The sequence below is a fragment of the Campylobacter sp. RM9333 genome, assembly GCF_020137705.1.
Classification (GTDB): Bacteria; Campylobacterota; Campylobacteria; order Campylobacterales; family Campylobacteraceae; genus Campylobacter_E.
In genome coordinates this window covers 26,191-50,284 of the sequence record NZ_JACGAY010000006.1, presented here as the reverse complement: position 1 = coordinate 50,284, position 24,094 = coordinate 26,191, and the positions used below count along the sequence as shown (strand labels likewise).

At 28.2% G+C, this 24,094-nt stretch carries 24 protein-coding genes and 2 tRNA genes; 22 read left to right on the top strand and 4 right to left on the bottom strand.

Annotation, left to right across the window (positions count from 1 at the left end; all coding sequences use genetic code 11):
- Positions 1–11 precede the first annotated feature (11 nt).
- Entirely contained in the window at positions 12–482 is a 471-nt protein-coding gene (rpsG, locus tag AVBRAN9333_RS03790; protein ID WP_336609451.1) for a 30S ribosomal protein S7, read from the bottom strand.
- 78 nt (positions 483–560) lie between these two features.
- Positions 561–968: a 30S ribosomal protein S12 gene (gene rpsL / locus AVBRAN9333_RS03785; RefSeq protein ID WP_214117487.1), complete on the bottom strand. Its 408-nt coding sequence runs from the start codon at positions 966–968 to the stop codon at positions 561–563.
- A 170-nt stretch (positions 969–1,138) separates the two neighbouring features.
- Here rpsL and AVBRAN9333_RS03780 point away from each other — a divergent pair, with 170 nt between their 5' ends.
- The 22 genes from AVBRAN9333_RS03780 (at position 1,139) to AVBRAN9333_RS03675 (ending at position 21,588) form a co-directional block, all read left to right on the top strand.
- Complete coding sequence (locus AVBRAN9333_RS03780) at positions 1,139–1,528, top strand: NAD(P)H-quinone oxidoreductase subunit 3 (protein WP_214117486.1); 390 nt, start codon at positions 1,139–1,141, stop codon at positions 1,526–1,528.
- Complete coding sequence (locus AVBRAN9333_RS03775; protein WP_214117485.1) at positions 1,510–2,010, top strand: NuoB/complex I 20 kDa subunit family protein; 501 nt, start codon at positions 1,510–1,512, stop codon at positions 2,008–2,010. Before AVBRAN9333_RS03780 ends, AVBRAN9333_RS03775 begins: the two co-directional genes overlap by 19 nt.
- Positions 2,010–2,801: an NADH-quinone oxidoreductase subunit C gene (locus tag AVBRAN9333_RS03770; RefSeq protein ID WP_336609450.1), complete on the top strand. Its 792-nt coding sequence runs from the start codon at positions 2,010–2,012 to the stop codon at positions 2,799–2,801. Before AVBRAN9333_RS03775 ends, AVBRAN9333_RS03770 begins: the two co-directional genes overlap by 1 nt.
- Positions 2,801–4,027: an NADH dehydrogenase (quinone) subunit D gene (gene nuoD / locus AVBRAN9333_RS03765; protein ID WP_214117483.1), complete on the top strand. Its 1,227-nt coding sequence runs from the start codon at positions 2,801–2,803 to the stop codon at positions 4,025–4,027. Before AVBRAN9333_RS03770 ends, nuoD begins: the two co-directional genes overlap by 1 nt.
- A complete protein-coding gene (locus tag AVBRAN9333_RS03760; protein ID WP_214117482.1) occupies positions 4,024–4,251 on the top strand; it encodes an NADH-ubiquinone oxidoreductase subunit E family protein in 228 nt (75 codons plus the stop codon). The genes nuoD and AVBRAN9333_RS03760 overlap by 4 nt, the downstream gene beginning before the upstream one ends.
- Entirely contained in the window at positions 4,248–4,895 is a 648-nt protein-coding gene (locus AVBRAN9333_RS03755) for a hypothetical protein (protein WP_336609449.1), read from the top strand. The genes AVBRAN9333_RS03760 and AVBRAN9333_RS03755 overlap by 4 nt, the downstream gene beginning before the upstream one ends.
- Entirely contained in the window at positions 4,885–7,290 is a 2,406-nt protein-coding gene (locus tag AVBRAN9333_RS03750) for an NADH-quinone oxidoreductase subunit G (RefSeq protein ID WP_336609448.1), read from the top strand. Before AVBRAN9333_RS03755 ends, AVBRAN9333_RS03750 begins: the two co-directional genes overlap by 11 nt.
- Positions 7,283–8,278, top strand: coding sequence for an NADH-quinone oxidoreductase subunit NuoH (nuoH, locus tag AVBRAN9333_RS03745; protein ID WP_214117479.1), 996 nt, complete (start codon positions 7,283–7,285; stop codon positions 8,276–8,278). Before AVBRAN9333_RS03750 ends, nuoH begins: the two co-directional genes overlap by 8 nt.
- A gap of 9 nt (positions 8,279–8,287) precedes the next feature.
- A complete protein-coding gene (gene nuoI / locus AVBRAN9333_RS03740; protein WP_214117478.1) occupies positions 8,288–8,959 on the top strand; it encodes an NADH-quinone oxidoreductase subunit NuoI in 672 nt (223 codons plus the stop codon).
- Positions 8,952–9,461: an NADH-quinone oxidoreductase subunit J gene (locus AVBRAN9333_RS03735; protein WP_214117477.1), complete on the top strand. Its 510-nt coding sequence runs from the start codon at positions 8,952–8,954 to the stop codon at positions 9,459–9,461. The genes nuoI and AVBRAN9333_RS03735 overlap by 8 nt, the downstream gene beginning before the upstream one ends.
- Complete coding sequence (gene nuoK / locus AVBRAN9333_RS03730) at positions 9,458–9,736, top strand: NADH-quinone oxidoreductase subunit NuoK (protein WP_214117476.1); 279 nt, start codon at positions 9,458–9,460, stop codon at positions 9,734–9,736. Before AVBRAN9333_RS03735 ends, nuoK begins: the two co-directional genes overlap by 4 nt.
- On the top strand, positions 9,727–11,532 hold the full coding sequence (gene nuoL, locus AVBRAN9333_RS03725; RefSeq protein WP_442862226.1) for an NADH-quinone oxidoreductase subunit L: 1,806 nt from the start codon (positions 9,727–9,729) through the stop codon (positions 11,530–11,532). Before nuoK ends, nuoL begins: the two co-directional genes overlap by 10 nt.
- Positions 11,525–12,901 (top strand): complex I subunit 4 family protein, encoded by a 1,377-nt coding sequence (locus AVBRAN9333_RS03720; RefSeq protein WP_214117474.1) that lies wholly within the window; start codon positions 11,525–11,527, stop codon positions 12,899–12,901. The genes nuoL and AVBRAN9333_RS03720 overlap by 8 nt, the downstream gene beginning before the upstream one ends.
- A gap of 9 nt (positions 12,902–12,910) precedes the next feature.
- Positions 12,911–14,227: an NADH-quinone oxidoreductase subunit N gene (locus AVBRAN9333_RS03715; RefSeq protein WP_336609447.1), complete on the top strand. Its 1,317-nt coding sequence runs from the start codon at positions 12,911–12,913 to the stop codon at positions 14,225–14,227.
- On the top strand, positions 14,227–16,548 hold the full coding sequence (locus AVBRAN9333_RS03710) for a tetratricopeptide repeat protein (RefSeq protein ID WP_239803320.1): 2,322 nt from the start codon (positions 14,227–14,229) through the stop codon (positions 16,546–16,548). Before AVBRAN9333_RS03715 ends, AVBRAN9333_RS03710 begins: the two co-directional genes overlap by 1 nt.
- Positions 16,549–16,597: 49 nt before the next feature.
- Positions 16,598–16,688: transfer RNA gene (locus AVBRAN9333_RS03705), tRNA-Ser, on the top strand.
- 24 nt (positions 16,689–16,712) lie between these two features.
- Positions 16,713–16,789, top strand: a tRNA-Arg gene (locus AVBRAN9333_RS03700).
- A gap of 64 nt (positions 16,790–16,853) precedes the next feature.
- Positions 16,854–17,294: a DUF3015 family protein gene (locus AVBRAN9333_RS03695; RefSeq protein ID WP_214119749.1), complete on the top strand. Its 441-nt coding sequence runs from the start codon at positions 16,854–16,856 to the stop codon at positions 17,292–17,294.
- Positions 17,295–19,142 (top strand): Lnb N-terminal periplasmic domain-containing protein, encoded by a 1,848-nt coding sequence (locus AVBRAN9333_RS03690; protein ID WP_336609446.1) that lies wholly within the window; start codon positions 17,295–17,297, stop codon positions 19,140–19,142.
- Positions 19,143–19,318: 176 nt separating this feature from the next.
- Complete coding sequence (locus AVBRAN9333_RS03685; RefSeq protein ID WP_214117469.1) at positions 19,319–19,909, top strand: zeta toxin family protein; 591 nt, start codon at positions 19,319–19,321, stop codon at positions 19,907–19,909.
- 192 nt (positions 19,910–20,101) lie between these two features.
- On the top strand, positions 20,102–21,049 hold the full coding sequence (locus AVBRAN9333_RS03680) for a sialidase family protein (protein ID WP_336609445.1): 948 nt from the start codon (positions 20,102–20,104) through the stop codon (positions 21,047–21,049).
- A gap of 2 nt (positions 21,050–21,051) precedes the next feature.
- Positions 21,052–21,588, top strand: a complete 537-nt coding sequence (locus AVBRAN9333_RS03675; protein WP_239803324.1) for a hypothetical protein — start codon at positions 21,052–21,054, stop codon at positions 21,586–21,588.
- A gap of 6 nt (positions 21,589–21,594) precedes the next feature.
- Here AVBRAN9333_RS03675 and AVBRAN9333_RS03670 read toward each other — a convergent pair whose 3' ends face one another.
- Positions 21,595–22,035 (bottom strand): hypothetical protein, encoded by a 441-nt coding sequence (locus AVBRAN9333_RS03670; RefSeq protein ID WP_336609444.1) that lies wholly within the window; start codon positions 22,033–22,035, stop codon positions 21,595–21,597.
- Between the two features lie 4 nt (positions 22,036–22,039).
- The gene (locus AVBRAN9333_RS03665; protein ID WP_336609443.1) at positions 22,040–24,076 is read right to left on the bottom strand and encodes a rhodanese-like domain-containing protein; all 2,037 of its coding nucleotides are present in this window, start codon (positions 24,074–24,076) and stop codon (positions 22,040–22,042) included.
- Positions 24,077–24,094 lie beyond the last annotated feature (18 nt).

Genomic DNA, 24,094 nt, shown 5'->3' with positions numbered 1-24,094 from the left:
TTAACTCCTTTTTACCATCTATAATGTGCAAATGCTTTGTTCGCTTCTGCCATTTTGTAAGTATCTTCTTTTTTCTTGAATGCTGCACCTTTGCTATTTGCTGCATCCATTAACTCACCTGCTAATTTTTCAATCATTGTTCTTTCGCTTCTTTTTCTAGCGTTTAGAATAATCCAGCGAATTGCTAGCGCTTGTTGGCGAACAGGGCGAACTTCAACAGGAACTTGATAAGTTGCACCACCAACACGGCGTGCTTTAATTTCTAAAACAGGTTTTACATTTTCAATAGCATCATTAAATATATCTATACCTTTAACTTCGCTATTTTTAGACGATATTAAATCAATCGCACCATATAAAATTTCAGTAGCAATAGATTTTTTACCATCATACATTAATGAATTAATAAATTTTGTAATTACTTTACTACCATAAATAGGATCAGCTAGAACTTCTCTAACTTGTGCTCTTCTTCTTCTCATTTTTTCCTCTTCAACTTTAAATTATAATTTACTCAAATTATGCCGCATATCTAAGCTGCAAATCTGTGAAACTCGTTTTTATTTTTTGCCTTTTGTAGGAGCTGCTGCTTGACCTGGCTTTGGTCTTTTTGTTCCATATTTTGATCTTGAAACTGTTCTCTTTGCAACACCTGCAGTATCTAAAGCACCACGAACGATGTGATACTTAACACCTGGTAAGTCTTTAACCCTTCCGCCACGCACTAAAACGATGCTGTGTTCTTGTAGGTTGTGTCCTTCACCACCAATATAACTAATAACTTCAAATCCTGTTGTTAATCTAACTTTTGCAACTTTTCTTAACGCTGAGTTAGGTTTTTTAGGAGTTGTAGTATAAACTCTTGTACAAACGCCACGTCTTTGTGGGCAATCTTTTAACGCTGGTGATTTTGATTTAACAATCACTTTTTTGCGTTCTTTTCTAACCAATTGATTTATGGTAGGCACGTTTCATCCTTTCAAAAAATTTATTAAAAAGTCGTGATTATATAATATTTTTCTTAAAAAAGTTTTAATACTTTTAACCTTAATTGAGAACAAGAAATAATTAAGTTTTTTTCACTATCATTTACGAATTATTTTTTAGTAAATCCAAAAAAATTTTGAAAGGAATTAAAATGTCTAGTTCAGATGTGGATATTCAGTATTTCGGCATTTTAGCAATGTTAGTTATTGCTACAGGCTTATTTTTTGGACTAGTTTTTTTAGCAAAAACAATAGGAAATTCTTTAGCTAGAAAAAATAGAAAAAAATTAGGCTTAGGACCTTATGAGTGCGGACCTTTACCGCAAAAACAAGCAGTTAAAATAAATTCACAATTTTTTATTTTTGCTTTAATTTTTATCTTGTTTGATATAGAAGTTGTTTTTATGTATCCTTGGGCTTTAATGTATAAGCAATTAGGACTTTTTGCATTGATTGAAATGGTTTGTTTTTTTGTTTTACTTTTAGTTGGTTTTATCTATGCGTATAAAAAAGGAGCGTTACAATGGCAGAGCATCAATTAAACACAAATGGAATGCCAATAGCTTTAACTTCGGTAGATAAGTTAGTTGGTTGGGGTCAAAGTAACTCTTTATGGGCATTTTCTTATGGTCTTGCTTGTTGTGCTATTGAGATGATGGCTGGTGGTGGTTCAAGGTATGATTTTGATAGATTTGGAACTATTTTTAGAGCAAGTCCAAGACATAGCGATGTAATGCTTGTAGCTGGAACTCTTAGTAAAAAACATGCAGAATTTACAAGAAGATTATACGATATGATGCCTGATCCAAAGTGGGTTATATCTGTTGGTAGTTGTGCAAACACTGGTGGTATGTTTAATACTTATTCAACGGTTCAAGGTGTTGATAGGATAGTTCCTGTTGATATTTATGTTCCTGGTTGTGCTCCACGCCCTGAAAGTTTTCAATTTGCTTTAATGATACTTCAAAAGAAAATTAGAAAAGAAAAAATATCTAAAAAAATAGCAGCAAAAAGGTTGGTGTAATGAGAGAATATAAAGACAAGATTAATGCGCAAAAGCAAGACTACTACAAAGATAGATTTTATCACGCACCACAAACTACTAAAATTGATATAAAAGGTAGTGAATTTGAATATTTATTTGATGAGTTTAATAATAATTTTTCTATTTTAAATTCTTTTATTGAGCTTGATATTGCAGTTTTGATAATCAATAAAGAAGATAATTTAAAGGCTTTAAGAAAGGCTAAAGATTTAGGTTTTACAACTTTTACTGAATTGATTTGTTCTGATTATTTAGCTAAAGATAATTCTTATGAAGTTCAATATCTTTTATTAAATATGAATAAAAAACAAAGGCTTAGAATAGTTACAACCTGTAAGGCAGATGAAACTATTGAAAGTGGAGTTTGTGTATTTAAGGGTTTAAATTGGTCTGAAAGAGAAGCTTATGATATGTTAGGTGTAAATTTTATTAATCACCCTAATTTAAAAAGACTATTAATGCCTGATGATTGGTTTGATTATCCACTTAAAAAATCTTATCCTTTAGAAGGAGATGAATTTGCCAAATGGTATGAAATAGATAGAATTTTTGGTAAGGAATATCGTGAAGTTGTAGGGCCTGAAAATCGTGATTCAGGAAGAGTTGATTGTAATGATACAAATAATTTTTCTAGAATTTATCACGAAGTTCCAAAAGGAGCTGAGCCTATTAGTATTGCTTATAAACAAGAATATCAAGAAGATGAAGGCGTAATGTTTGTTAAGAAAGTTAAGCGTGCTGATTCAAAATTCATAGAAGGAAGAAGATAATGCAAATACCATCAAAGTTAAAACCTTATTATGAAAATGTAGCCTTTAGTAAAGAAGATGGCAGAATGATTATAAATCTTGGTCCTCAGCACCCAAGCTCACACGGAAACTTAAGATTAGTGTTAGAGCTTGATGGGGAAAAAGTAGTTAAATGCACTCCAATGATTGGTTATATGCATCGTGGTATGGAAAAAATGGCTGAAAATATGATTTATCAAGAATTTATTCCAACTACTGATAGAATGGATTATGTAGCAGCAAGTGCAAATAACTATGCTTATGTAGCAGCTGTTGAGAAGCTTTGTGGTTTAGAAATTCCTAGAAGAGCTCAAATCATTAGAATGATGTTATTAGAATTAAATAGACTTGCTAGTCATTTATTATGGCTTGCAACTCACGCACTTGATATTGGAGCAATGACTGTATTTTTATATTGCTTTAGAGAGCGTGAATATGTTATGGATTTAATAGAAAAATATTGTGGTGCAAGACTTACGCATTCATCTATGAGAATAGGTGGTGCAATGCTTGATTTACCAGCTAATTTCACTCAAGAATTATTAGCATTTTGTGATAAATTCTTAAACGATGTAAAAGATTATGAAACCTTACTTGATGATAATAGAATTTGGCGTCTTAGAACAGAAGGCGTTGGGGTTGTTACAAAAGAACAAGCATTAAGCTGGGGTTGTAGTGGAGTAATGCTTCGTGGAAGTGGAATTGAATGGGATATTAGAAAAGAAGAGCCATATTTACTTTATAATGAAGTTCAATTTGGTGTTCCTTTTGCAAACCAAGGAGATACTTACGCAAGATATAAATGCTATATGCAAGAGTTTCGTGAGAGTGTAAAAATACTTAGACAATTAGTGCCTATGTATAGAGAGAGTTCTCCTGAATTAATTTGCAACAATAAAGAATTTGTAAGTGCAAGTAAAGAACAAATTATGACCCAAAATTATTCTTTAATGCAGCATTTCGTATTAGTTACTCAAGGTCTTCGCCCACCTGTTGGAGATGTATATGTGCCAACAGAAAGTCCTAAAGGAGAGCTTGGATATTTTATTAAAAGTGATGGTTCAACTAGACCTTATCGTCTTAAAGCTAGAACTCCTAGTTTTTGGCATTGTTCGTTTTATGAAGAGCTTTTGGTTGGAACATATGTGGCTGATGTTGTGGCTATTATGGGTTCAACAAATATTGTTTTAGGGGAGATTGATAGATGAGAAGAATTGACCTTAGAAAAAGTAAAGATTTATTTGCTGATTTAAAAACTCATATTGATAATGCTAAAGCTAATGAAGTTTTGGTTGTTTTATTTGAAATCGGAGATTTTTCTAATATTGATAAATCTTATGAATTTGTAGCTAATAATAATTGTAAGATGATGAACTCACTTAAGTTCAATCAAAGTGATTGGACTATAGTTATTAAAAAGGAAGCAAAATGAAAATATTAAGCTTCTTAAATTATGCAAGTAAAGAAGTCTTAAGTCATTTTAGCCAAGATGAAATAGTAAATATCGGTAGTTTTTACGATGAGAGATTAAAACAAAAATTTTATAAATGCGAACTAGGAACCGAAAGCTATGTTTTAGCATTGTTTTGCACTATGCTTAATTTAAGCGAATTTGATATAGGCGAACTTAGTGCTGAGAGTTGTTTTGGAGAAGAAGAAGCTAGTGAGATTTTAGAATTTTTAAAGAGTGCTGATTTAATTTTATTAGATAGTAATTTGCTTTATCATAAAGACAAAAATATATATTATTTTGCAAGTAAATTGGCTAAACATTTTGATTTAAAACTTATGTTTGATTATGAATTAAAAGATGTTGAGTTGGTTGAATTAGATGATAATAATGGGCTTATTTTATATGAATGTTTAGATAATGATGATTTTATAGTAAGTCCAGCTTTTGCAAATCTTGCAAAAATTAAAGAATTTGATTTAGTAGAAATTAAAACAAAAACTAAAATATTAAAAAAGAAAGTAAAAATTGATAATAGTTTAAAAGGATTATTTGCATTAAGTAAAAAAGATAATGCTTATGCGTTTAGTCCTTGCGTGGTTAAAGGAGTAAGCAATGAAAATTAACATTAATGGTAAAGAATGCTTAGCTAATGATGGCGATTATGTTTTACAAGTTGCTCGTGCTAATGATATTTTCATACCTGCAATTTGCTATTTAAATGATTGCAGTCCAACTTTAGCTTGCAGAATGTGTATGGTTGAAATTGATGGCAAACGCTCATACGCTTGTAATACTAAAGTAAAAGATGGAATGCAGGTATTAAGCAATACTAAAGAATTATGGGACGAAAGAAATGCTATTATGCAAACTTATTGCATAAATCACCCATTACAATGTGGAGTTTGTGATAAAAGTGGAGAATGTGAATTACAGAATTTCACGCATAAAGCACAAGTAGATACTCAAAATCATTGGATAAAAGAAATAGATAGAAGACATCAAGATTGGGGTGCTTTACAATATGACCCAAGTCTTTGTATAGTTTGTGAAAGATGTATTACCGTATGTAAGGACAAAATCGGAGATAGTGAGTTAAAAACTATAGCTCGTGGTGGAGATGCACCTGATAAAGATTTTAAAGATACTATGAGTAAAGATGCTTATGCAGTTTGGACAAAATTTCAAAAATCACTAATAGCTCCACAAAATGGAACAACTTTAGATTGTCAAGAATGTGCTGAGTGTGTTAGTGTTTGTCCGACTGGTGCAATTATTAATAAGAATTTTCAATATCGCTCAAATGCTTGGGAACTTACTCGCATACCTGCTAGTAATCCACATAGTAGTGATTGTGAGCTTATGTATTATGATGTTAAACAAAAAAGTATTAAAGATAATACTAAGGTGGTTTATAGAGTTTCAAATGATTTTCATTTTACTACTTTAAATAAGGCTGCAAGATTTGCTTATGATATAGCAAGTGATTGTAAAGGTAAAGATGAAGTAGAGTTTAATCGCTTAGTATCGTTGTTTAAAGATAATAAAATTAAAAATGTGAAATTTAATAGCTATATAACAAATGAAGAAGCATATATTTTAGAATTACTTAGACAAAAATATGGCTTTAATTTAGTAAATAATGAAGCTTTATGTTTTCAAGATTTCTTAAAGACTTTTTGCGCTCATTCAGGTAGTTTTTATAATGCAAGTAGTGATGATGTTAAAAAATCTGATTTTATCGTAATTGCAGGAAGTTTTTTAAGACACGATAATCCTACTTTATCTTATAAGGTAAATAATGCAATTGTTATGAATAAGGGTGCTGGGCTTTATTTTCATCCTATTAAAGATACAAAATTTTCAAAAATTGCTAAGAATTTCGTAAGTGTAAATTGTGATTATGGTAAAGAAGCTCAAGTTTTAGAATTTATTTTACAATATTTTGCAAAAGACTTGCCGCAGAATTTAGCATATATCAAAGACGCTTTTTATGAAGAACAAATTGAAGTAGAAGTTAAAAGTAAAGATGCTGAAGGCAATGAGATTAAAGAGAAAAAGCAAGAAACAATCAAAAAATCAAGCCTAGCTAAAGAATTAGGATTTGATGAAGATAAATTAAAAGATTTATTACTTAAAAAAGCTAATTTTACTTTAATTATCGGAAATGATTATTTTTACCATGAAAATGCAAAATATTTAGCGTATTTACTTGCAAATATTCAAAAATTAACTGATTTTAAAGTTATGTTAATCCCACCACGCACTAATACTTTAGGTGTAAGTTTATTATGTAAATTAAGTAAAGCTAGTGATGGTTTTACTCTAGGATATAATGAGCGTGGAGATTTCTCATTCTCAAATGATGAGCATAATAATCTTGCTAGTTCAAATCTACTTGAGCAAGAAGGAACATTTGTAAATTATGATAAAAGGCTTGTTCCTACGAATGCTGCACTTAAATTTAAAGGATATTATTTAAATGATTTAGCAAATGCTCTTGGATTAGATGCACTTTATACGATTGAATATACAGAGCAATTACCTAAAGATAAAGGCTTTTTAAATATTGCTTTTGATGATTTGACAAATCATTATGATAATGCAGGAAATAATCATCGTGGGTATTTAATTGATACTTGTGAGTTTGTAAAGAATTTAAAACAAGATAATCAAATTCCACAAAATATAAAATCAATTTGCGAATGTAAAAAAGATGATATTGTAATACTTGCAAATCCAATTGGAAATCTATCAAAATATACTAATAAATCAAGCTTTTTTAACGAATGTGCTTCACTTTACGCAAGTAAAGATTATCTAGCTAAACATAATTTAAAAGAAAATTCTATGGTTAAGATTTATGATGATAAAGATGAAATTATTATAAAAGTAGTTTTAGATAAGAATATTGAAAATGGTGCTTATTTACCTACTTTTGATGATAAGATTAATCCTTATAAATTCTTTAAAACAAGACGCTACTATGCGTTAAATATAAAGGAAATTAGCTATGAGTGAGACTATGTTTTTTATAATCGTTACGCTGATTAAATGTCTTTTAGTAATTGCAATTTTTGCTTCATTAGCTGGATTTGCAACTTATTTAGAAAGAAAGGTTTTAGGTTATGTTCATAGAAGACTTGGGCCTGATATGGTAGGACCTGCTGGTGTTTTACAAATTGTTCCTGATATGATTAAATTATTTACAAAAGAAGATTTAATTCCATATATGACAAATAGTAAAGTATTTAAAGTAGCTCCTTTAGTATCAGCAATTTGTGCTTTTATGGCTTTTGCTGCTGTGCCGATTTTTCCTGAATTTACATTATTTGGGCATACGATAAAACCAATTATTGCTGATGTAAATATAGCAGTTTTATACATTGCTGGATGCTCATCACTTTGTGCTTATGCTATATTTTTAGGTGGTATGTCAAGTTCTAGTAAATATCCTTTAATAGGTGGTGCTAGGGGGCTTGTTACTATCATATCTTATGAAGGCGTTAGTGGTCTTTGCTTATTAGCTGTTGTTTTATTAACTGGTTCTATGAGCTTAGTTGATATTAACGCTTATCAAGAAGGTGGAATTTTATCTTGGTTAGTATTTAAACAACCAATTGCATTTGTTTTATTTACAATAGCAATTTTTATTGAAACAAACAGAACTCCTTTATGTCTAGCAGAAAACGACCCTGAATTAGTTGCAGGTTATGGCACTGAATATAGTGGTCTTCGCTGGGGAATGTTTTTTATAGGTGAATACGCTAGTATGATTTTAGGCTCAATTTTGATTACTTTATTATTTTTAGGTGGATATAACGATTTTTATTTCATACCAGGCGCTATTGCTATGATTTTAAAAATATGCTTTGTATTTTCTTGGTATTTTTGGGCTAGGGGGACTTTCCCACATTTAAGGGCTGATCAAGTTATGAGAATGAGCTATTTGATATTATTACCTGTTGCGGGTGCGAATTTAATCATAACTGCGTTATTGGCTTTATAAGGAGAATATATGAAAAAATATTATGTAGTAGATGAAAAAAGAAAATTAATTCTTACTCCTTATGAAAAATTTATAAGAAGTGTTAAAAGATGTTTAAATACTGATTTAATCAGCGGTTTAGCATTTATAATTAATGAAACCTTAAAAAGGGGTAATTCAGCAACTATTAAATATCCAATGGAAAAAATCAAATTAGATAATCGTTATCGTGCTGTGCATAGATTGCAAAGATTTATTGAAAGCGAAAATGAACGCTGTATTGGTTGTGGGTTGTGTGAAAAAATTTGTATTTCAAATTGTATTAGAATGGAGACAAAATTAGGCGATGATGGTAGAAAATTAGTAAGTAATTATTCTATTAATCTTGGTCGTTGTATTTATTGTGGATTTTGTGCTGAGGTTTGTCCTGAACTTGCTATTGTGCATGGTGTTGAATATGAAAATGCAGCAGAGCAAAGGTCATATTTTGCACATAAAAAAGATATATTAACTCCAATTGATAATCTAATTAATCAAGTTGAATTTGAAGGTGCTGGAAGTTTAAGAGCTGATGCTGATGATTTTGTAAAGGTTACACCAAATTATTATGATGTAATGAAAGCAAGAGAAAGTGAAGCTTCAATTTCAAATTCTAGCGATACAAAAGAAGATAAAACAAATAAAGAGGCAAAAGATGTTTGAGTTAATTATATTTTATATTTTCGCTGCTTTAGTTGCGGGATTTTTTATAATTGCGGTAAGTTCTAAAAATATTTTATATTCTCTTAGCTCTCTTGCTTGCGGAATGGTATTTTTAAGCGCTCATTATTTTTTATTAGGAGCAGAGTTTTTGGGTGCTGCTCAAATTATAGTATATAGTGGTGCTGTTTTAGGGCTTTATAGTTTTGCTATGATGTTTTTTGATTTAAGCAAAGAATTAAAAGAAAAGCTAAAACATAAAAAAACTTTTTTTAGTTTAAGTATTTTAGCGAGTGTTCTTATGATAATTATGACTTTAGGATTTAAGTTAAATTTATCTCAATCAAGTTTATTGGTTAGTGAAGAGCTTGAAAATACTCGTAGTTTAGGGATTATTTTATTTACAAAATACCTTTTAGCTTTTGAGATAGTTGCAGTGGTTTTACTAATGGTAATAATAGCAGCTATCGTGCTAGTAGCAAAGAAGATAAAGGAAGAACAATGAATTATTTATTATTATCAATTGTATTGTTTTTGATTGGTTTAGTAGGAGTATTAAAAAGACAGAATTTAATAATGTTTTTTATATCTACTGAAATAATGTTAAATGCTGCAAATTTAGCTTTTGTAGCAATTTCAAAAATGCACAATGCTTTAGATGGGCAAGTTTTTGCTATTTTTATTATGGCAATAGCAGCTTGCGAAGTAGCTATTGGGCTTAGCTTTTGTGTGATTAAATATAGACGCGATAAAAGTCTAGATTTTGGAGAGTGCAAATGAGTTTATTATGTGTTTTATTTTTACCATTATTAAGTGCAATTTTTGCAGGAATTTATTCTTTTTCTCCAAAAAATAAAGTAATAGGTTATTTTTGTTCTTATTTAATGCTTTTAGCTTGTATTTTTGCTTTTATATCTTTATATTATTTAGCAGATAAGAATTTGTATATTAGTTTGGGTCATTGGATAGGAATTTTAAATGTTAATTTCGGCTTTTTAATAGATTCTGTTAGCCTTACTATGATGTGCGTTGTAACATTAGTTGCTACTTGTGTGCATTTTTATAGTATTTATTATATGGAACACGATGAAGGCTTTAATAAATTCTTTGCATTTTTAGGCTTGTTCGTATTTTGTATGTTAATTTTAGTAATGAGTGATAATTTCTTATTATTATTTGTTGGATGGGAAGGCGTTGGTCTATGCTCTTGGTTATTAATCGGCTTTTGGTATCAAAATGAAAAATTCTCATTAGCAGCAAATGAAGCTTTTATTATGAATAGAATAAGCGATTTTGCAATGCTTTTAGGAATATTTTTAATATATTTTAATTTCGGAACTTTAAGTTATAAAGAAGTATTTGCTATATTAAGCTTTCACGAAATGTTAAATCCTAATTTATTAACTTTAATTGCTGCTTTATTATTTGTTGGTGCTATGGGTAAATCAGCTCAATTTCCATTCCATACTTGGCTAGCAAATGCGATGGCAGGTCCAACACCAGTTTCAGCATTAATCCACGCTGCTACGATGGTAACTGCTGGTGTTTATTTGGTAATTCGCTCTCACGATTTATTTTCGCAAGTTCCAAATGTAAGTTATTTCATAGCTTGTTTAGGTGCTTTTGTAGCTTTATTTGCTGCTTCAATGGCAATTGCTGCAAAAGATTTAAAAAGAATTGTGGCATTTTCTACACTTTCTCAACTTGGATATATGTTCGTAGCTTGTGGTTTAGGAGCTTATAAAATAGCATTATTTCATTTAGTAACTCACGCATTTTTTAAAGCATTATTATTCTTAGGTGCTGGAAATATTATGCACGCAATGCACGATGAATTAAACATTTATAAAATGGGTAAATTATATAAACCTATGAAAGTTACAGCAGTTTTAATGATAATTGCAAGTTTAGCTTTAAGTGGTATTTATCCATTCGCAGGATTTTTCTCAAAAGATAAGATTTTAGATTTTGCATTTGTAACAGAGCATTTTGGCTTATATTCTGTTTTATTATTTACAGCGTTTTTAACAGCGTTTTATAGTTTTAGACTATTAATGATGGTATTTTTTGCTCCAAAAAATCACACAATCCATCCACACGAAGCAAAACCTATAGCACTAATTGCAATGTTACCTTTAGCAATATTAGCAATTATTGCAGGTTTTTGGGATAGTAAATTCTTTGAATTTATTAGAATTCCTATGCAAGAATTACACCATAATTATGTATTAATTGCTATTTCTTTAGTGGTTGCTATAGTAGGAATTGTTTTAGCTATAGTAGTTTATAAAAATGGTGCAAAAGAAACTTGCAATTGTAAATATAAAAAGCTTTTAGAAAATGAATATTACATACCTAAATTATATGAGATTATTTTCATACAACCTTATAAATGTTTAGCTAAAGTATTAACAGGATTTGAAGAAGGTCTATATTCATTTATTTTTGAATGTCCTAAAAAGCTTTTAAGTCTTGTTTCTTGTGAGAACAAAAACAATAACTTAACTCTTCACATTGTGTTTATTTGTGCATTTTGTGTGTTTTTACTTTTAACAATGGTGGTGATATATGCTTAGTTTATTGATATTTTTACCTTTAATTTTTGGGGTTAGTGCATATTTTATAAATGATAAGGCTTCTAAAATTAGCGGAATTTTATTTTCTTTTATAATTTTATGTCTTAATTATTATGTGATAATTGATGAAATTCATACATTTAACTATACTTTAATAAAAGCTTTTAATTTTGGGATTAATTTAAAAGCTGATGAGATAGCATTTACTTTAGCTTTTGTGGCAAATCTTATGCTATTTTTGTCAATGTGCTTTTTTTCTAAACAAACAAAAGACTTTTTAATAAGTGCTATGATTTTAAGTGCTTGTATGAATGGTTTATTTTTAGCAAATGATGCTTTATTATTTTATATTTTTTGGGAAGTTTCATTATTTCCACTTTTATATTTAATGGTTAAAAACAATGAAGCAAAACTAGCTAGGTCATTTTTTGTATTTGCATTTTTAGGCTCAATTTTTATGCTACTTGCTATGATTTATTTAGCTTATAATGCAAGAGTTAATGATGCGATTTTAAATTTTGACATTAGTTATTTCTCAACTACAAATTTAAGTCCTATTGAAAATACTTTATTATTTATAGGATTTTTCCTAGCATTTGCTATAAAAGCTCCTATTTTTCCATTTCATAGTTGGGCTATTAAAACTTATTCAAAAGCACCTAATTTTGTTTCTGTAATGCTTGCAAGTTTTAAAATGGCGCCTTTTGGAATGATTAAGTTTTGCCTTCCTTTATTTGCTGTTAGTATTAATGAATTTAGTGGGATAATTTATACATTATGTATAATTTCAGCAATTTATGCAGCACTTCTAGCAAGCAATGCGAAAAATTACAAAGAATTAAGTGCAATGAGTTCAATATCACACTTAGGAATTATTTGTTTAGGTATTTTTTCTATGCATCCAATTGCTTTAAGTGGAGCTGTTGTTTATATGGTAGCTCATGCTATTGTAAGTGGGGCAATGTTTTTTTACGCTGAAATTTTAAAAGATAATTACAAAACTTATAATCTAAGTGAGTTAAAGGGCTTAGCTAAACATATGCCTTATTTGACATTTATTTTTGGAGTTTTATTATTTTCATCAATTTCTTTACCACTTACTATAAGCTTTGCAGGTGAGTTTTTGGTTCTTTATGGAGTATTTGCAGCTAGTAAGATGGCTGGAGTTTTTGCTACTTTAGTTGTGATACTTGGAGCTGTTTATATGCTCAATATGTTTAGAAATAGCTTTTTAAGTAAAGAAAATGAAGCTAAAGACATAAAGGTTAGTTTATCTAAGATAATAATTTTATCTTTCATAGCTTTGATTATAATTGTATTTGGAGTAAATCCTAATATAATTTTAGATTATATCAACTTTGCGGTATAAGGAGATAGAATGCAACTTGATTTAAATGTATTACTTATTTTACCTGAACTTGCTTTGATAGTTTTTGCTTGTTTTATATTGGTTGCTAATTTATTTTATAAATTTGATTTAAGAGCTTTAAAAGGGCTTAGTATTGTGGCTTTAATAATTGCTATTATTTGCCAATTTAATTGCCCTTATGATGAGAGTTTTTTTGATTTATTTATATTTGATAATTTAGCAAAATATTCAAGTATATTAATCAATCTATCAGCTATTTATTTTCTACTTGCTAATAAAAGAGCTGATGAAGGTGAGTTTTTTGCATTATTTTTAATGATGATAGCTTGTTTAAATTTTATGGTAAGCACTAATAATTTAATAGTAGCTTTTATAACTCTTGAAGGCTCTTCTTTAGCACTTTATAGCTTAATAGCGTTTAAGAAAAAAGCAATTGAAGGTGCTATTAAATACTTTAATTACGGAATGTTAGGTTCAGCATTTTTTGCTATGGGTTCTGCAATGTATTATTTTGATAGTGCAAGTTTAGAACTAAACTCATTAGCTACAATTAGCACGGCTAGTATTTTAGCCTTTGTTATGATAGGAATTACAATATTATTTAAATTATCAGTAGCACCACTTCATATGTGGCTTAAAGATGTGTATTTAAAGGCTGATTCAAGTTTAGCTGGATTTATTTCAATAGTTCCAAAAATAGCTATGATGGTATTTGCATATAGATTTATGATTTCATTTGAAAATTTCTTCAATGTAAGTGAGATTATTTTAATTATTGCTTGTGCTTCTATGCTTTTTGCTAGTGTTATGTCATTAAAGCAAGATAATGCAAAATCAATGTTAGTATATAGCTCTGTTTCGCATTCATCTTTTGCTTATGCAACCCTTGCATTTTTTCATTTATCAAGTCAAATGTTTTTATATTATTTTTTAACATTTGCATTTGTAAATATCGCATTATTTATGTTTTTAGGTGCGTTTAAAGACACAAATTATGAGAATTTAAAAGGGGTGTTTAAGAAATATCCTTTATTAGGAATTTGTATTGTTGTATTGTTGTTAAATCTTGCAGCATTGCCACCATTTGGCGTATTTTTTGCTAAGGTTGGTGTAATTAATATAGCTTTAAATGTTAATATTTATGCAGCAATTTGTATGGCACTTAGCTCAATTATTATGCTATTTGCTTATTTAAGATTTATAAAAGCAATTTTTGCAGATAAAGAAATAGGATTTTTATATTTTAATAACGCTCAAAAAATAGTTTTAATTTTAGCAGTTATTGCTTCTTTTGTTGCAAGCGTTGGATTAGATTATATTAAATAATGAAAAAAATATTATTTCTTTGCTTTTGCGTTTATTTATATTCTTTTGAACTATATATAAACTCTGGCAAGGAAATAAATAAAAATATATCAGTTTTACATATTAAAAACAATACTGATATAACTTGTGATAAATTACAAGATGAGAATTTAAAACTTTATTTTAAATGTAGTGTGAAGGGTAAATCAAGGTTATTATCAAATCAAGATTTAACTTTATTCAAATTAGAATTTAAAAATTCAAAAGATACTTTAGATATATATATTTACCCTAAAACAAATGTTAGTATTGTTGATAGCGAGCAAAAATTATATGATACTAATGTGGTTTTTGCATCTAGCAAAAAAGTTTCTAAAAATTTTACTTTTATATTTTTTCCATATACTCAAGGAGTGTTAAGTCCTAATGGACTTGATTTTGATGTGATTTTTCCTGATTTGCAAACTCCTTTTATAGAAGGGCTTGATTTAGACCAAAATCCTGTAAATATTAGCGATAATAGTGATATTAATTCTTATTTGAGTATTAAAAAATATTACGATAATAAGCAATATAAAGAGCTATTAGATTTATGCAATATGTCTTTAGAAAAATATAAAAATAGTATTTTTATAAGCGAGTTTTACTTGTATAGAATTAGAGCTATGTTTAATTTGCTAAATGAAAATACCACTTTAAGCGAAGAAATTATTTCAAGTGCAAAAGATTATGTAAGGGTTTTTCCAAGTGATGAGAATTACACTGAAATATTGCAAATGATGGTAAAAACTTATTTAAAATTAGAACAAAGAAGTGATGCTGAATATTTTATAGATATTTTAAATAACGAGCATCCAAATTCTTATTATACAAAATTAGCAAGTTTAAACTATGCTGATTTTTTACTATCTCACGGCAAAAGAGATGCTGCTACTATTATTTATAATAATATTTTATTTAGTTCAGATGATGCGATTTTGGCTAGTAAAGCTGCAATATCTTTAGCAAAAATCAATATTAGTCATAATAAAGCAAAGGAAGCTAAGGAATTTGTATTAAAAGTCTTTAATGCAAATGAGCAATATTTATTAGAAGATAAGGATAAGACCTTAGGTTTAGCTGATGATTTTTTCAAGGAAAAAATGTATGACATTAGTGCTCCTATTTATGAGTTTTTATTTAAAAATTCAAATAAATTAGACCCTTATTATGAAAGAGTGTTAAAAAATTTAGGGGTTTCTTTAGCTAAAAATAATGATTATAAAAAGGCTGATGAATATTTAAATGAATATAAAAAGCTATTTCCTAATGGCGAATATATGAATATTATTGATGAGACTATTGATAGTTTATATTTTGAAAAAGATGAACAAGATAGCTTTAAATTGCACGAATATTATAATTTTTTAATGGCTAAATATGATAATAACATATCAAAAAGAGCTCTTTATGAAGAAGTTAAATTATTGTATAAAGAAAAAGATTATGAAAAGATTTTAAAACTAGAAAAGAAAATAAAAGATAGTGAAAATGAAGAGCTAATTTCTTTATATGATAGTAGCTTGATTAATTTATTAAATATTGCATTAGATGATGATGATTGCGATGAAGTTTTAGGATACATAAAAAATAATAATTTTATAAGTGATGAAAAAGTCATTAATAAAATGAAATATTTAGAGTGTTTAGAAAGAAAAAAAGAAAATAAATTAGCTTTAGATTTTGCAATTAAGTTTGAAAATGAAGATTTGGTGTTTTATAAAATCAAACAAGCAAAACTTTTATATTTAAATAAGCAGTATAAAGATGTAGAAAATATAATCAAATCTATTTTAAATAAACGATTTAATATTAAAAAACCAGAATATTTTGAGATATATTATTATTTATCACTATCATTAATTAAGCAAAACAAATACAATGATGCTATTTTTTCATTAAAACAGCTTGAAAAATACGGCAATGGATTAAGATTAGTTGAGGTTTATGACGAATTTTTAAATTACTTTAAAAACAATAATCTTGATATTTCAGCTATTACTTATGGTAAAAAAGCAATTAATATACAAAATTATTTAGGTATTAATTTATATAGTCCTAAGATAGAGTTAATTACTTTAAATGCTTTAATTAATAAAAATAATATAAAAGAAGCTAAAGAAATATTTATAGATTTATATAAATTAAAATTAAGCGAAGAAGAATACAGCAATGCAAAATATTTAGAAGCTAGTATGCTAATTAAAAATAAAGAATTTGAAAAAGCAAAAGAAACTTTAAAAGAATGCAAAAGTGGTGATTGGAAAAATTTATGTGATGAAAAATTACAACTTTTGGAATAATTTAAGCTAAATCTAATTTTTAAAATATATAATATGCGTTTTACTTATTGGACAGATGGGTGAGTGGCTGAAACCACACCCCTGCTAAGGGTGCAGCTCTTAATCGGGGCTCGAGGGTTCAAATCCCTCTCTGTCCGCCACTTTATTTCAAAAACTTATTTTATGCGCTCGTAGCTCAGCTGGATAGAGCATTTGATTGCGGTTCAAAAGGTCAGGGATTCGAATTCCTTCGGGCGCACCATTCATACTCATTGTTAATATATAGTTTTATAATTTGTTTTTTTAATACTTTAAAAGGAGTTATAATGAGAAAATTACTTTCTTCATTGGTAGTTGTTGGTGCGATTAGCACTTCTTTATTTGCAGGTGCAAATACTCAAACAGGTTGCGGACTTGGAACTATAATTATTAAAAACCCTGATTCAGCAATTATGTATGCTTTACAAGCTACTACAAACGGAACTTCAGGTAATCAAACTTTTGGTATTACTACAGGAACACTAAATTGCCAAGAAACAAGATTAGTTCATAATGAAAAAGCAATTAATTTCGTAAATGCAAATCTTGACGCCTTATCAAATGAAGCTGCTTTAGGAATGGGCGAGCATTTAGATACTTTAGCTGAACTTTTAGAAGTAAAAGACGCTGATTTATTTAAAGCTAATTTAAGAGCAAATTACTTAGCTATTTACAATTCAAGCAATGTTGTAGGTGCTCAAGTTTTAGATAGAGCTTCTGCTTTATAATTGAAAAAGTTTTTATTTTTATTGTGCTTTTGTATTTTTGCAAAGGCACAAGATAATGAATTATTAAATCTTGATTTTTCTAAATTAAGTATTTCTAAAGATGAGTTTTTAGAAATTATTCAACAAGCTAATCAAAAACAAGTTTTTAACACAATAGAATGGAAAAATCTCCTTCACTTTACAAATAATAAAAGCGAGATAATTAATAAAGAATTTTTTTATTCAAATCAAAGGAATTTAAAATCAGAATTTGAGCTTAATTTATATATGTATTTTCTAAAAAAAGAAATATATTTAGGCAAAAAAGAAGAGTTAAATCAAAAAGATTCTGCTATAACTTTTAGCAATGATAATGATAATTTGCACTTTATTTGCAAGTTTCCTTTAAGGGCAAAATACATAGAAAAATCTCTAAAACTTACTAAAAATCAGGATTTAAATTGTTCTGATTTGAATAATTTCTTAGAATATATTAGCCCTAAATCAATTAGCATAGTTTTTCCAGCTGCTTATTTAAATTCCCCAGCTTCAATGTTTGGGCATACATTTTTGCTAATTAATTCTAATTACAATTCAAGGCTTTTATCTTACGCTATTAATTATGCTGCCGATGTTGATGAAAAAGATGAAAATGGCTTAATGTTTGCCTTTAAAGGTTTGTTTGGCGGATACATTGGCAAGTATTCTTTAAAGCCTTATTATGATATGTTAAAAACATACAAAGATAGCGAAAATAGAGACCTTTACGAGTATGATTTAAAATTAAATGAAGAAGAAGTAAATAGACTGATTTTACATTTATGGGAGATTAAGGATAGTAGTTCGGTTTATTTGTTTTTTGATAAAAATTGCTCTTATAATATTTTGTGGTTACTTGAGAATGCAAATCCTGATATTAAATTAAGAAATAAATTTATTTATAGCGTAATCCCAAGCAATACTATACAAAAAATCAACGATATTAATCTAATTAGCGATTATCGTTATAGAGCATCAAAGTTAAATACCATTTTAAATCAAGCAAAAGATTTGAGTTTTGATGATATAAATCTAGCAAAAAATATAGCTTTAGGTAAAATTGAGCCAAATTATGATTATTCTATTTTAGCTTTAGCGAACGAGCTTAGTCAGTATTATGCTAGTAAAAATGAGCTTAGCGTAGATGAATACAAAAAAATAACTCATAAAATATCTAGTAATTTATCTCAAAGCAAAATAGCAAAGCTTCCTTTAAAAACTCCAAAGGAAAGCATAATTAAGGCTAATTATCCTAGCAAAATATCATTTGCTTATGATACAAAAAAGAAAGCTTTATTATCAATTAGACCAGCCTTGCACGATATTTATGAAGATGATTTGGGTTTTGATAAAGGTATTGGAATAGAATTTTTAAGCACTACTATTAATTATGATAAAAAGCCTAAATTAGATGAGCTAATCTTGCTAAGACTTGCAAGTTTAAGTGATTTTAACTATATAAATCATAAGCCAAGTTTTTTGTTTAAATTAGCTTATGATGATGTATTAGATGATAAATTAGCAAATATGGAGCTTTTAGGTGGGATTAGTTTTGTTAATGAGTATTTTTTATTATCATTTTTAAGTGGTTTTAGAGCTTATAAAGATGGTTTGAGCTTTAATAATCAAATAATTACAAGCCTATCTTATAAAGCAAATAAGCTTAGTTTAAGTTATCATAAGAATTTTTATAAGCACGGCTTATTAGAAGATATTTTAAGTATCAAAACTCATTTTAAGATTTATAAAAACACTGCGATTTTTGCTGAATTTCAAAAATATTTTCACAAAAACGAAATATTTAAAATAGGTATAAATTATTATTTTTGATATTTTTTGGATTTGGAATTTAATTTGATTTGTTTTAAATTTTAAGTATTCGGGTTAGCAACTATTTTAAAAATCTATAAAAAGCTATAAATAAATATAAAATATTTTTAGTTTTTATATTAATAAAATTATTTAATTTTTATTATAATTACTTAAAATCTATATAAGGAAAATTTATGATAAATCAACCTATAGTTACTATTTTTGCTGGTGTAAATGGTGCAGGAAAAACCACTTTATATTTTTTAACACTAGAAAAAGGAATAAATTTAGGCTATCGTATAAATGTAGATGAAATAGCTCAAAGTATTGGAGACTATAGAGATAGACAAACTCAAGTTCGTGCTTCAAGAATAGCTATAACAATGCGTAAAGTTTATATAGATGATAAACTTAATTTCAATCAAGAAACTACACTTTGTGGAAAATCTATATTAAATCTATTTGATGAATTAAAAGAGAATAATTACAAAATAAATTTACGCTTTGTAGGGCTTGATAGCCCACAAACAGCAAAAGAGCGTGTAAAAATACGAGTTAGTAAAGGTGGACATGATATAGAACCACATTTAATAGATAAAAGATATTACGAAAGTATGCAAAATCTTTTAAAAATTATGCCGTTGTGTGATGAGATTTTGGTTTATGATAACACTAAAAATTATGAATTAATTGCAAAAATAACAAATGGAAAAGTAGATATACAAAAAAATATTGAATGGTTCAATGATTTAATTTCAGAAAAAATAAAACTTCAAAATTATTAATTTATAAATGTTAGTTATGATTTAAAAAACCACAAAGGACAAAGATGAAAAAACTCACATTATTTTTATTTAGTTTATTTTTATGGGGGGGGGTATTTATTAAATAACAAAGATATAAATTTTACTTATTTAACCAAACCAACCAACCACAAAACCCAAACAATCCAAGAATTAAAAAGCATTTCTATACCAATGAAACAAGGTGTATTATCAGCACATTCTTCAAGCACAATATCTCTTAATAATGATTATTTGCTTAGCGTATTTTTTGCAGGTTCTAAAGAAGGTGCAAAAGATGTAGCAATTTATGCGAGTATTTATCAAGGCACAAATTATTTAGAGCCTTTTGCATTAATTACTAGAGAAAAGCTTATGAAAGATAGCAAAGAATATATTAAAAAAATCGGAAATCCAACCTTAGTCAAAACAGATAATAAAATCCATTTATTTGTTGTAGGAGTTAGTTTTGGCGGCTGGGCAAATAGCAAAATATATCATTATATTAGCAGTATTGATACTATTGATTTTAAATTCCAAAAAGTCCTTCATTTAAGCCCTTTTGCAAATATTAGTAATCTTGTAAGAGCTAATGCTATTTATGTTAATTTAGGTAAAGAATTTGGCTTTTTACTCCCAATTTATCACGAATTAGCCAATAAATATCCCTTAGCTTTAGTATTTAATAATTCAGGCGAACTTTTAAAAATCAAAAAACTCACTAATGCTAAAGATTTATTTCAGCCAAGTGTCGTTGCTATTAATGATAAACTAGCTTTATTTGCTTTTAGGTCTAGCAAAAGTGCTAATTATGATTTTTATACTATGACTTGTGATAATCTTTTAAACTGCAATGATTTAACAAAAACAAATCTAAAAAATTATGATAATTCTATTAATTTATTCAAAGTAAATAATGATATTTTCTTGCTTTTTAATAGCGATAAAGATGGCTCAAGAAATACTTTAAGCCTTGCTATTATGAAAGATTATAATGATTTTCATAGGATTTTAGATATTGATAAAGGTAAAGAAATGAGCTATGCAAGTGTATTTATTAGCGATAATAAAGCTCATATCACATACACACATAATCGTGATTTTATTCAATACAAACAATTTTTATTTAACAAAAAGGATTAAAAATGCACTTTATTTATACTTTACTTTATTTATCAATTTTTGCAAGTATTTTTCAAAAACTTACAATTAAGAAGAAAATTTTTATATATTTAGCGATAATTTTTTTGACAAATATATCTATATTTAATGGTTTGAGTTTGAATGATTATACTTATAGTATATTTTCTAATCTTAGTATTTTTAGTGTTTTAATTTTGCTATTAATAATTTTTAATCAAGGCAAATTGCTTGATTTTAGGGCTTATGTTTATATTTTTGTTATCAATCTTTTATTTTTTCTATCATTTTTAAATATTATTGCTTTTGATATTTATTATGAAAATGGTTTTTTAAATTATTTAATAATTTTTGTAATTTTTATAATTTCGTATTTGCTAAATCAAATTCTATCAATTTTATTTTTGCTATCTTTAGCAATATCTTTTATCTTAGGCATTGATAATATAAATGATTGTTTTTTTGATATTTTTATTTTGATATTTTCATTTTTTCAAGTAATTTTAAAAGCAATTAAAAAGAATTTAAATAAGTCTAGTTAACTAGACTTATTTGACCTTTACAGGATATAAGCTTGGGTATTCATAGATTTTCCACTCGCCATTTTCGTTGTGCAAAATCACATCTTTACTGAATTTATGTTGCTGGATTTTATAGTTTGTATCTACTTGCACCACAGCTATTTCGCTACTTTTGTTCTTTTTAGTAAAGTTCATTTCTATAGTATCATCATTACCTTTATAATCATAATCTATAAAAATCATATCCTTACCTTTATCTTGAAACTTCTTAAAATAATCCACATTATTTTTACTAGCAAGTAATTTAGCAGCATCATTCATTTTCCCAGCTTCACATAAAAGCACAAAGTCTTTAACCACAGCTTCAGGCTCTTTAGCTTCATTGCCGCAAGCACTAAGAATTAGTGCTGCGGCAATTAAACTTGATGCCGTAAAACTTAAAATCATATTAGTATCTTTATTTTTCATACTCTTATCCTATCAACATATCAGCAAAGGCATAAATTATCAAGAACAGAAAAATTAGTCCAGTAAATAACATTAAAAATCCAACAACTCTTGCAAAATAAAAATACTTAGCAAAAGAATTGCTCTCATTTTTAAGTTCGTCTAATTTTCCACTAGCTTTAAGCCTTGCATACCATTCAGGTCTATCGTGCTTTAACTCTTCTTCGGTTAGTTCTCCACTAAAAATAACCATATCCATAGGGAATCTATCAGCTCTAAAGTGAGTATTGAAAAAATGCACCGCAAAAATAAATCCTGTAGCTAAAAGTGCTTCATCAGAATGCACAAGCGTTGCAAGATTTAGCATGAAGCCAGGTAAAATCTTCGTAAATTCAACCGGAAACCACAATACTAAACCACTAAAGCCAATGATAAACATACCCCAAAATACTGCTATATAATCAAATTTTTCCCAGTAAGTAAATCTATCAAACTTAGGTCTTTCGCCTTTTCCAATAAACCATTTAAAATGAGCTACAACATCTCTTAAATCTTGCATTCTAGGCATTAAACTATCAGGTCCAAATAATTTTGCTAAGAATAATTTAAAGCTTAGCTTTCCATTATTATCACGAATAGCATCACGCTTAGTCCAAGAATTATAAACTACTTCAGCAATGTGGCTTAAGAATACTGCAATCATAATAAACGCACTAAAATGGTGTATTTTAGTAGCCATTACAATTCCGCCCATTAAATCAATCATAGTTTGAGCCCAAGGAGCGGTATAGAATTTTTGCGGTAAGCCAGAAAAACTTAATCCTAAAAAGCTTGAAGCTACAAAGAAATGCTGAATTCTATGCAAGGTGCTAAAGCGTTTAATATTTACCTTGTCATTATGCATTTTTTCTTTTGCTGCACGCCACTCATCTTTATATTTAATACTCATATAAATTAGTTTTATACTCCACAAGAATGTGTGTAAGCCAAAGAATGCAAATACTGATATTACAAGTCCTGTCATAAACACATAAGCCCAATAAAGTAAAGGGAAATTCTCTTTATCAGTATGGTCAGCATGAGCTATAAAATCACTAAAGTTATCATTAGCTCCTTCGTGGCATTTTTCACAAGTTTTTATTCTAGTTTCACCATATAAAGTTGATTTTTCATCTTTTGGTTTATGAATGTTATGAGCCCCGTGACAATCAAAACAAGCAGCTATTTTTTTGCTTTCACCATCTTTTGCTAAAACCATAGCCTTTCCGTGGAAAGTTTCGTGATAGTGTTTTTGCTCTTTTTCATGGCAACTTCCACATTTTACATCGCTTAGTTTTTTAACAGCTAAAGAGGTTAATTGTTGTTTATCATGCACATTATGGCAATCCGAACATGATGGAGATTTTTCTCTTGGATTTGTGAATTTATCATGCACACTTCCGCTAAATTCAGCCTTAACTTCTTTATGACAACTAGTGCAGTTTGCATTTACATTGTCTTTGTCGTTTGCTAAATCATTGATAATTCCACTAGCACCATGACAATCTCTACAAGCAGGAAGGTTACCAAATCTTAAATTCTTATGTAATTCATCTTTAAAACTACTTACTTCATTTCCTTTGTGCCAACTATTAATATCATGGCTTTTTACAAGTGGTTTTATGCCGCCTTTTTCAATAGGTCTTGCACTAAGAATCCAGCTTTCAATTCCATCTAGCATTACACGAACATTTGTATATCCTAGTTTTTGTGCTTTTAATGCAGCATCGCTACTTGCATAGCACATTCTATTTAAGCAATAAAAAATAATCTTAGCGTCTTTATTGCTAGGTAATAAACTTACCCATTCAGGTGTATTAATAAAAATAGAGCCTTTTAAATAGCCGTATTTTATTCTTTCTTCTTTTGTATTTGCGTCAAATATATATACATCTTTTTTACCTAATTCTTTTTCTACATCAGCCATAGATATAGGAATTACTCCTTCAACTACTGCAAAATCGCCTTCCGATGCAAAAAGGTTAAAGCTTAAAAAGATGGCAAAAATAAGTCTTAGCAACATATTTTATCCTTTCACTAA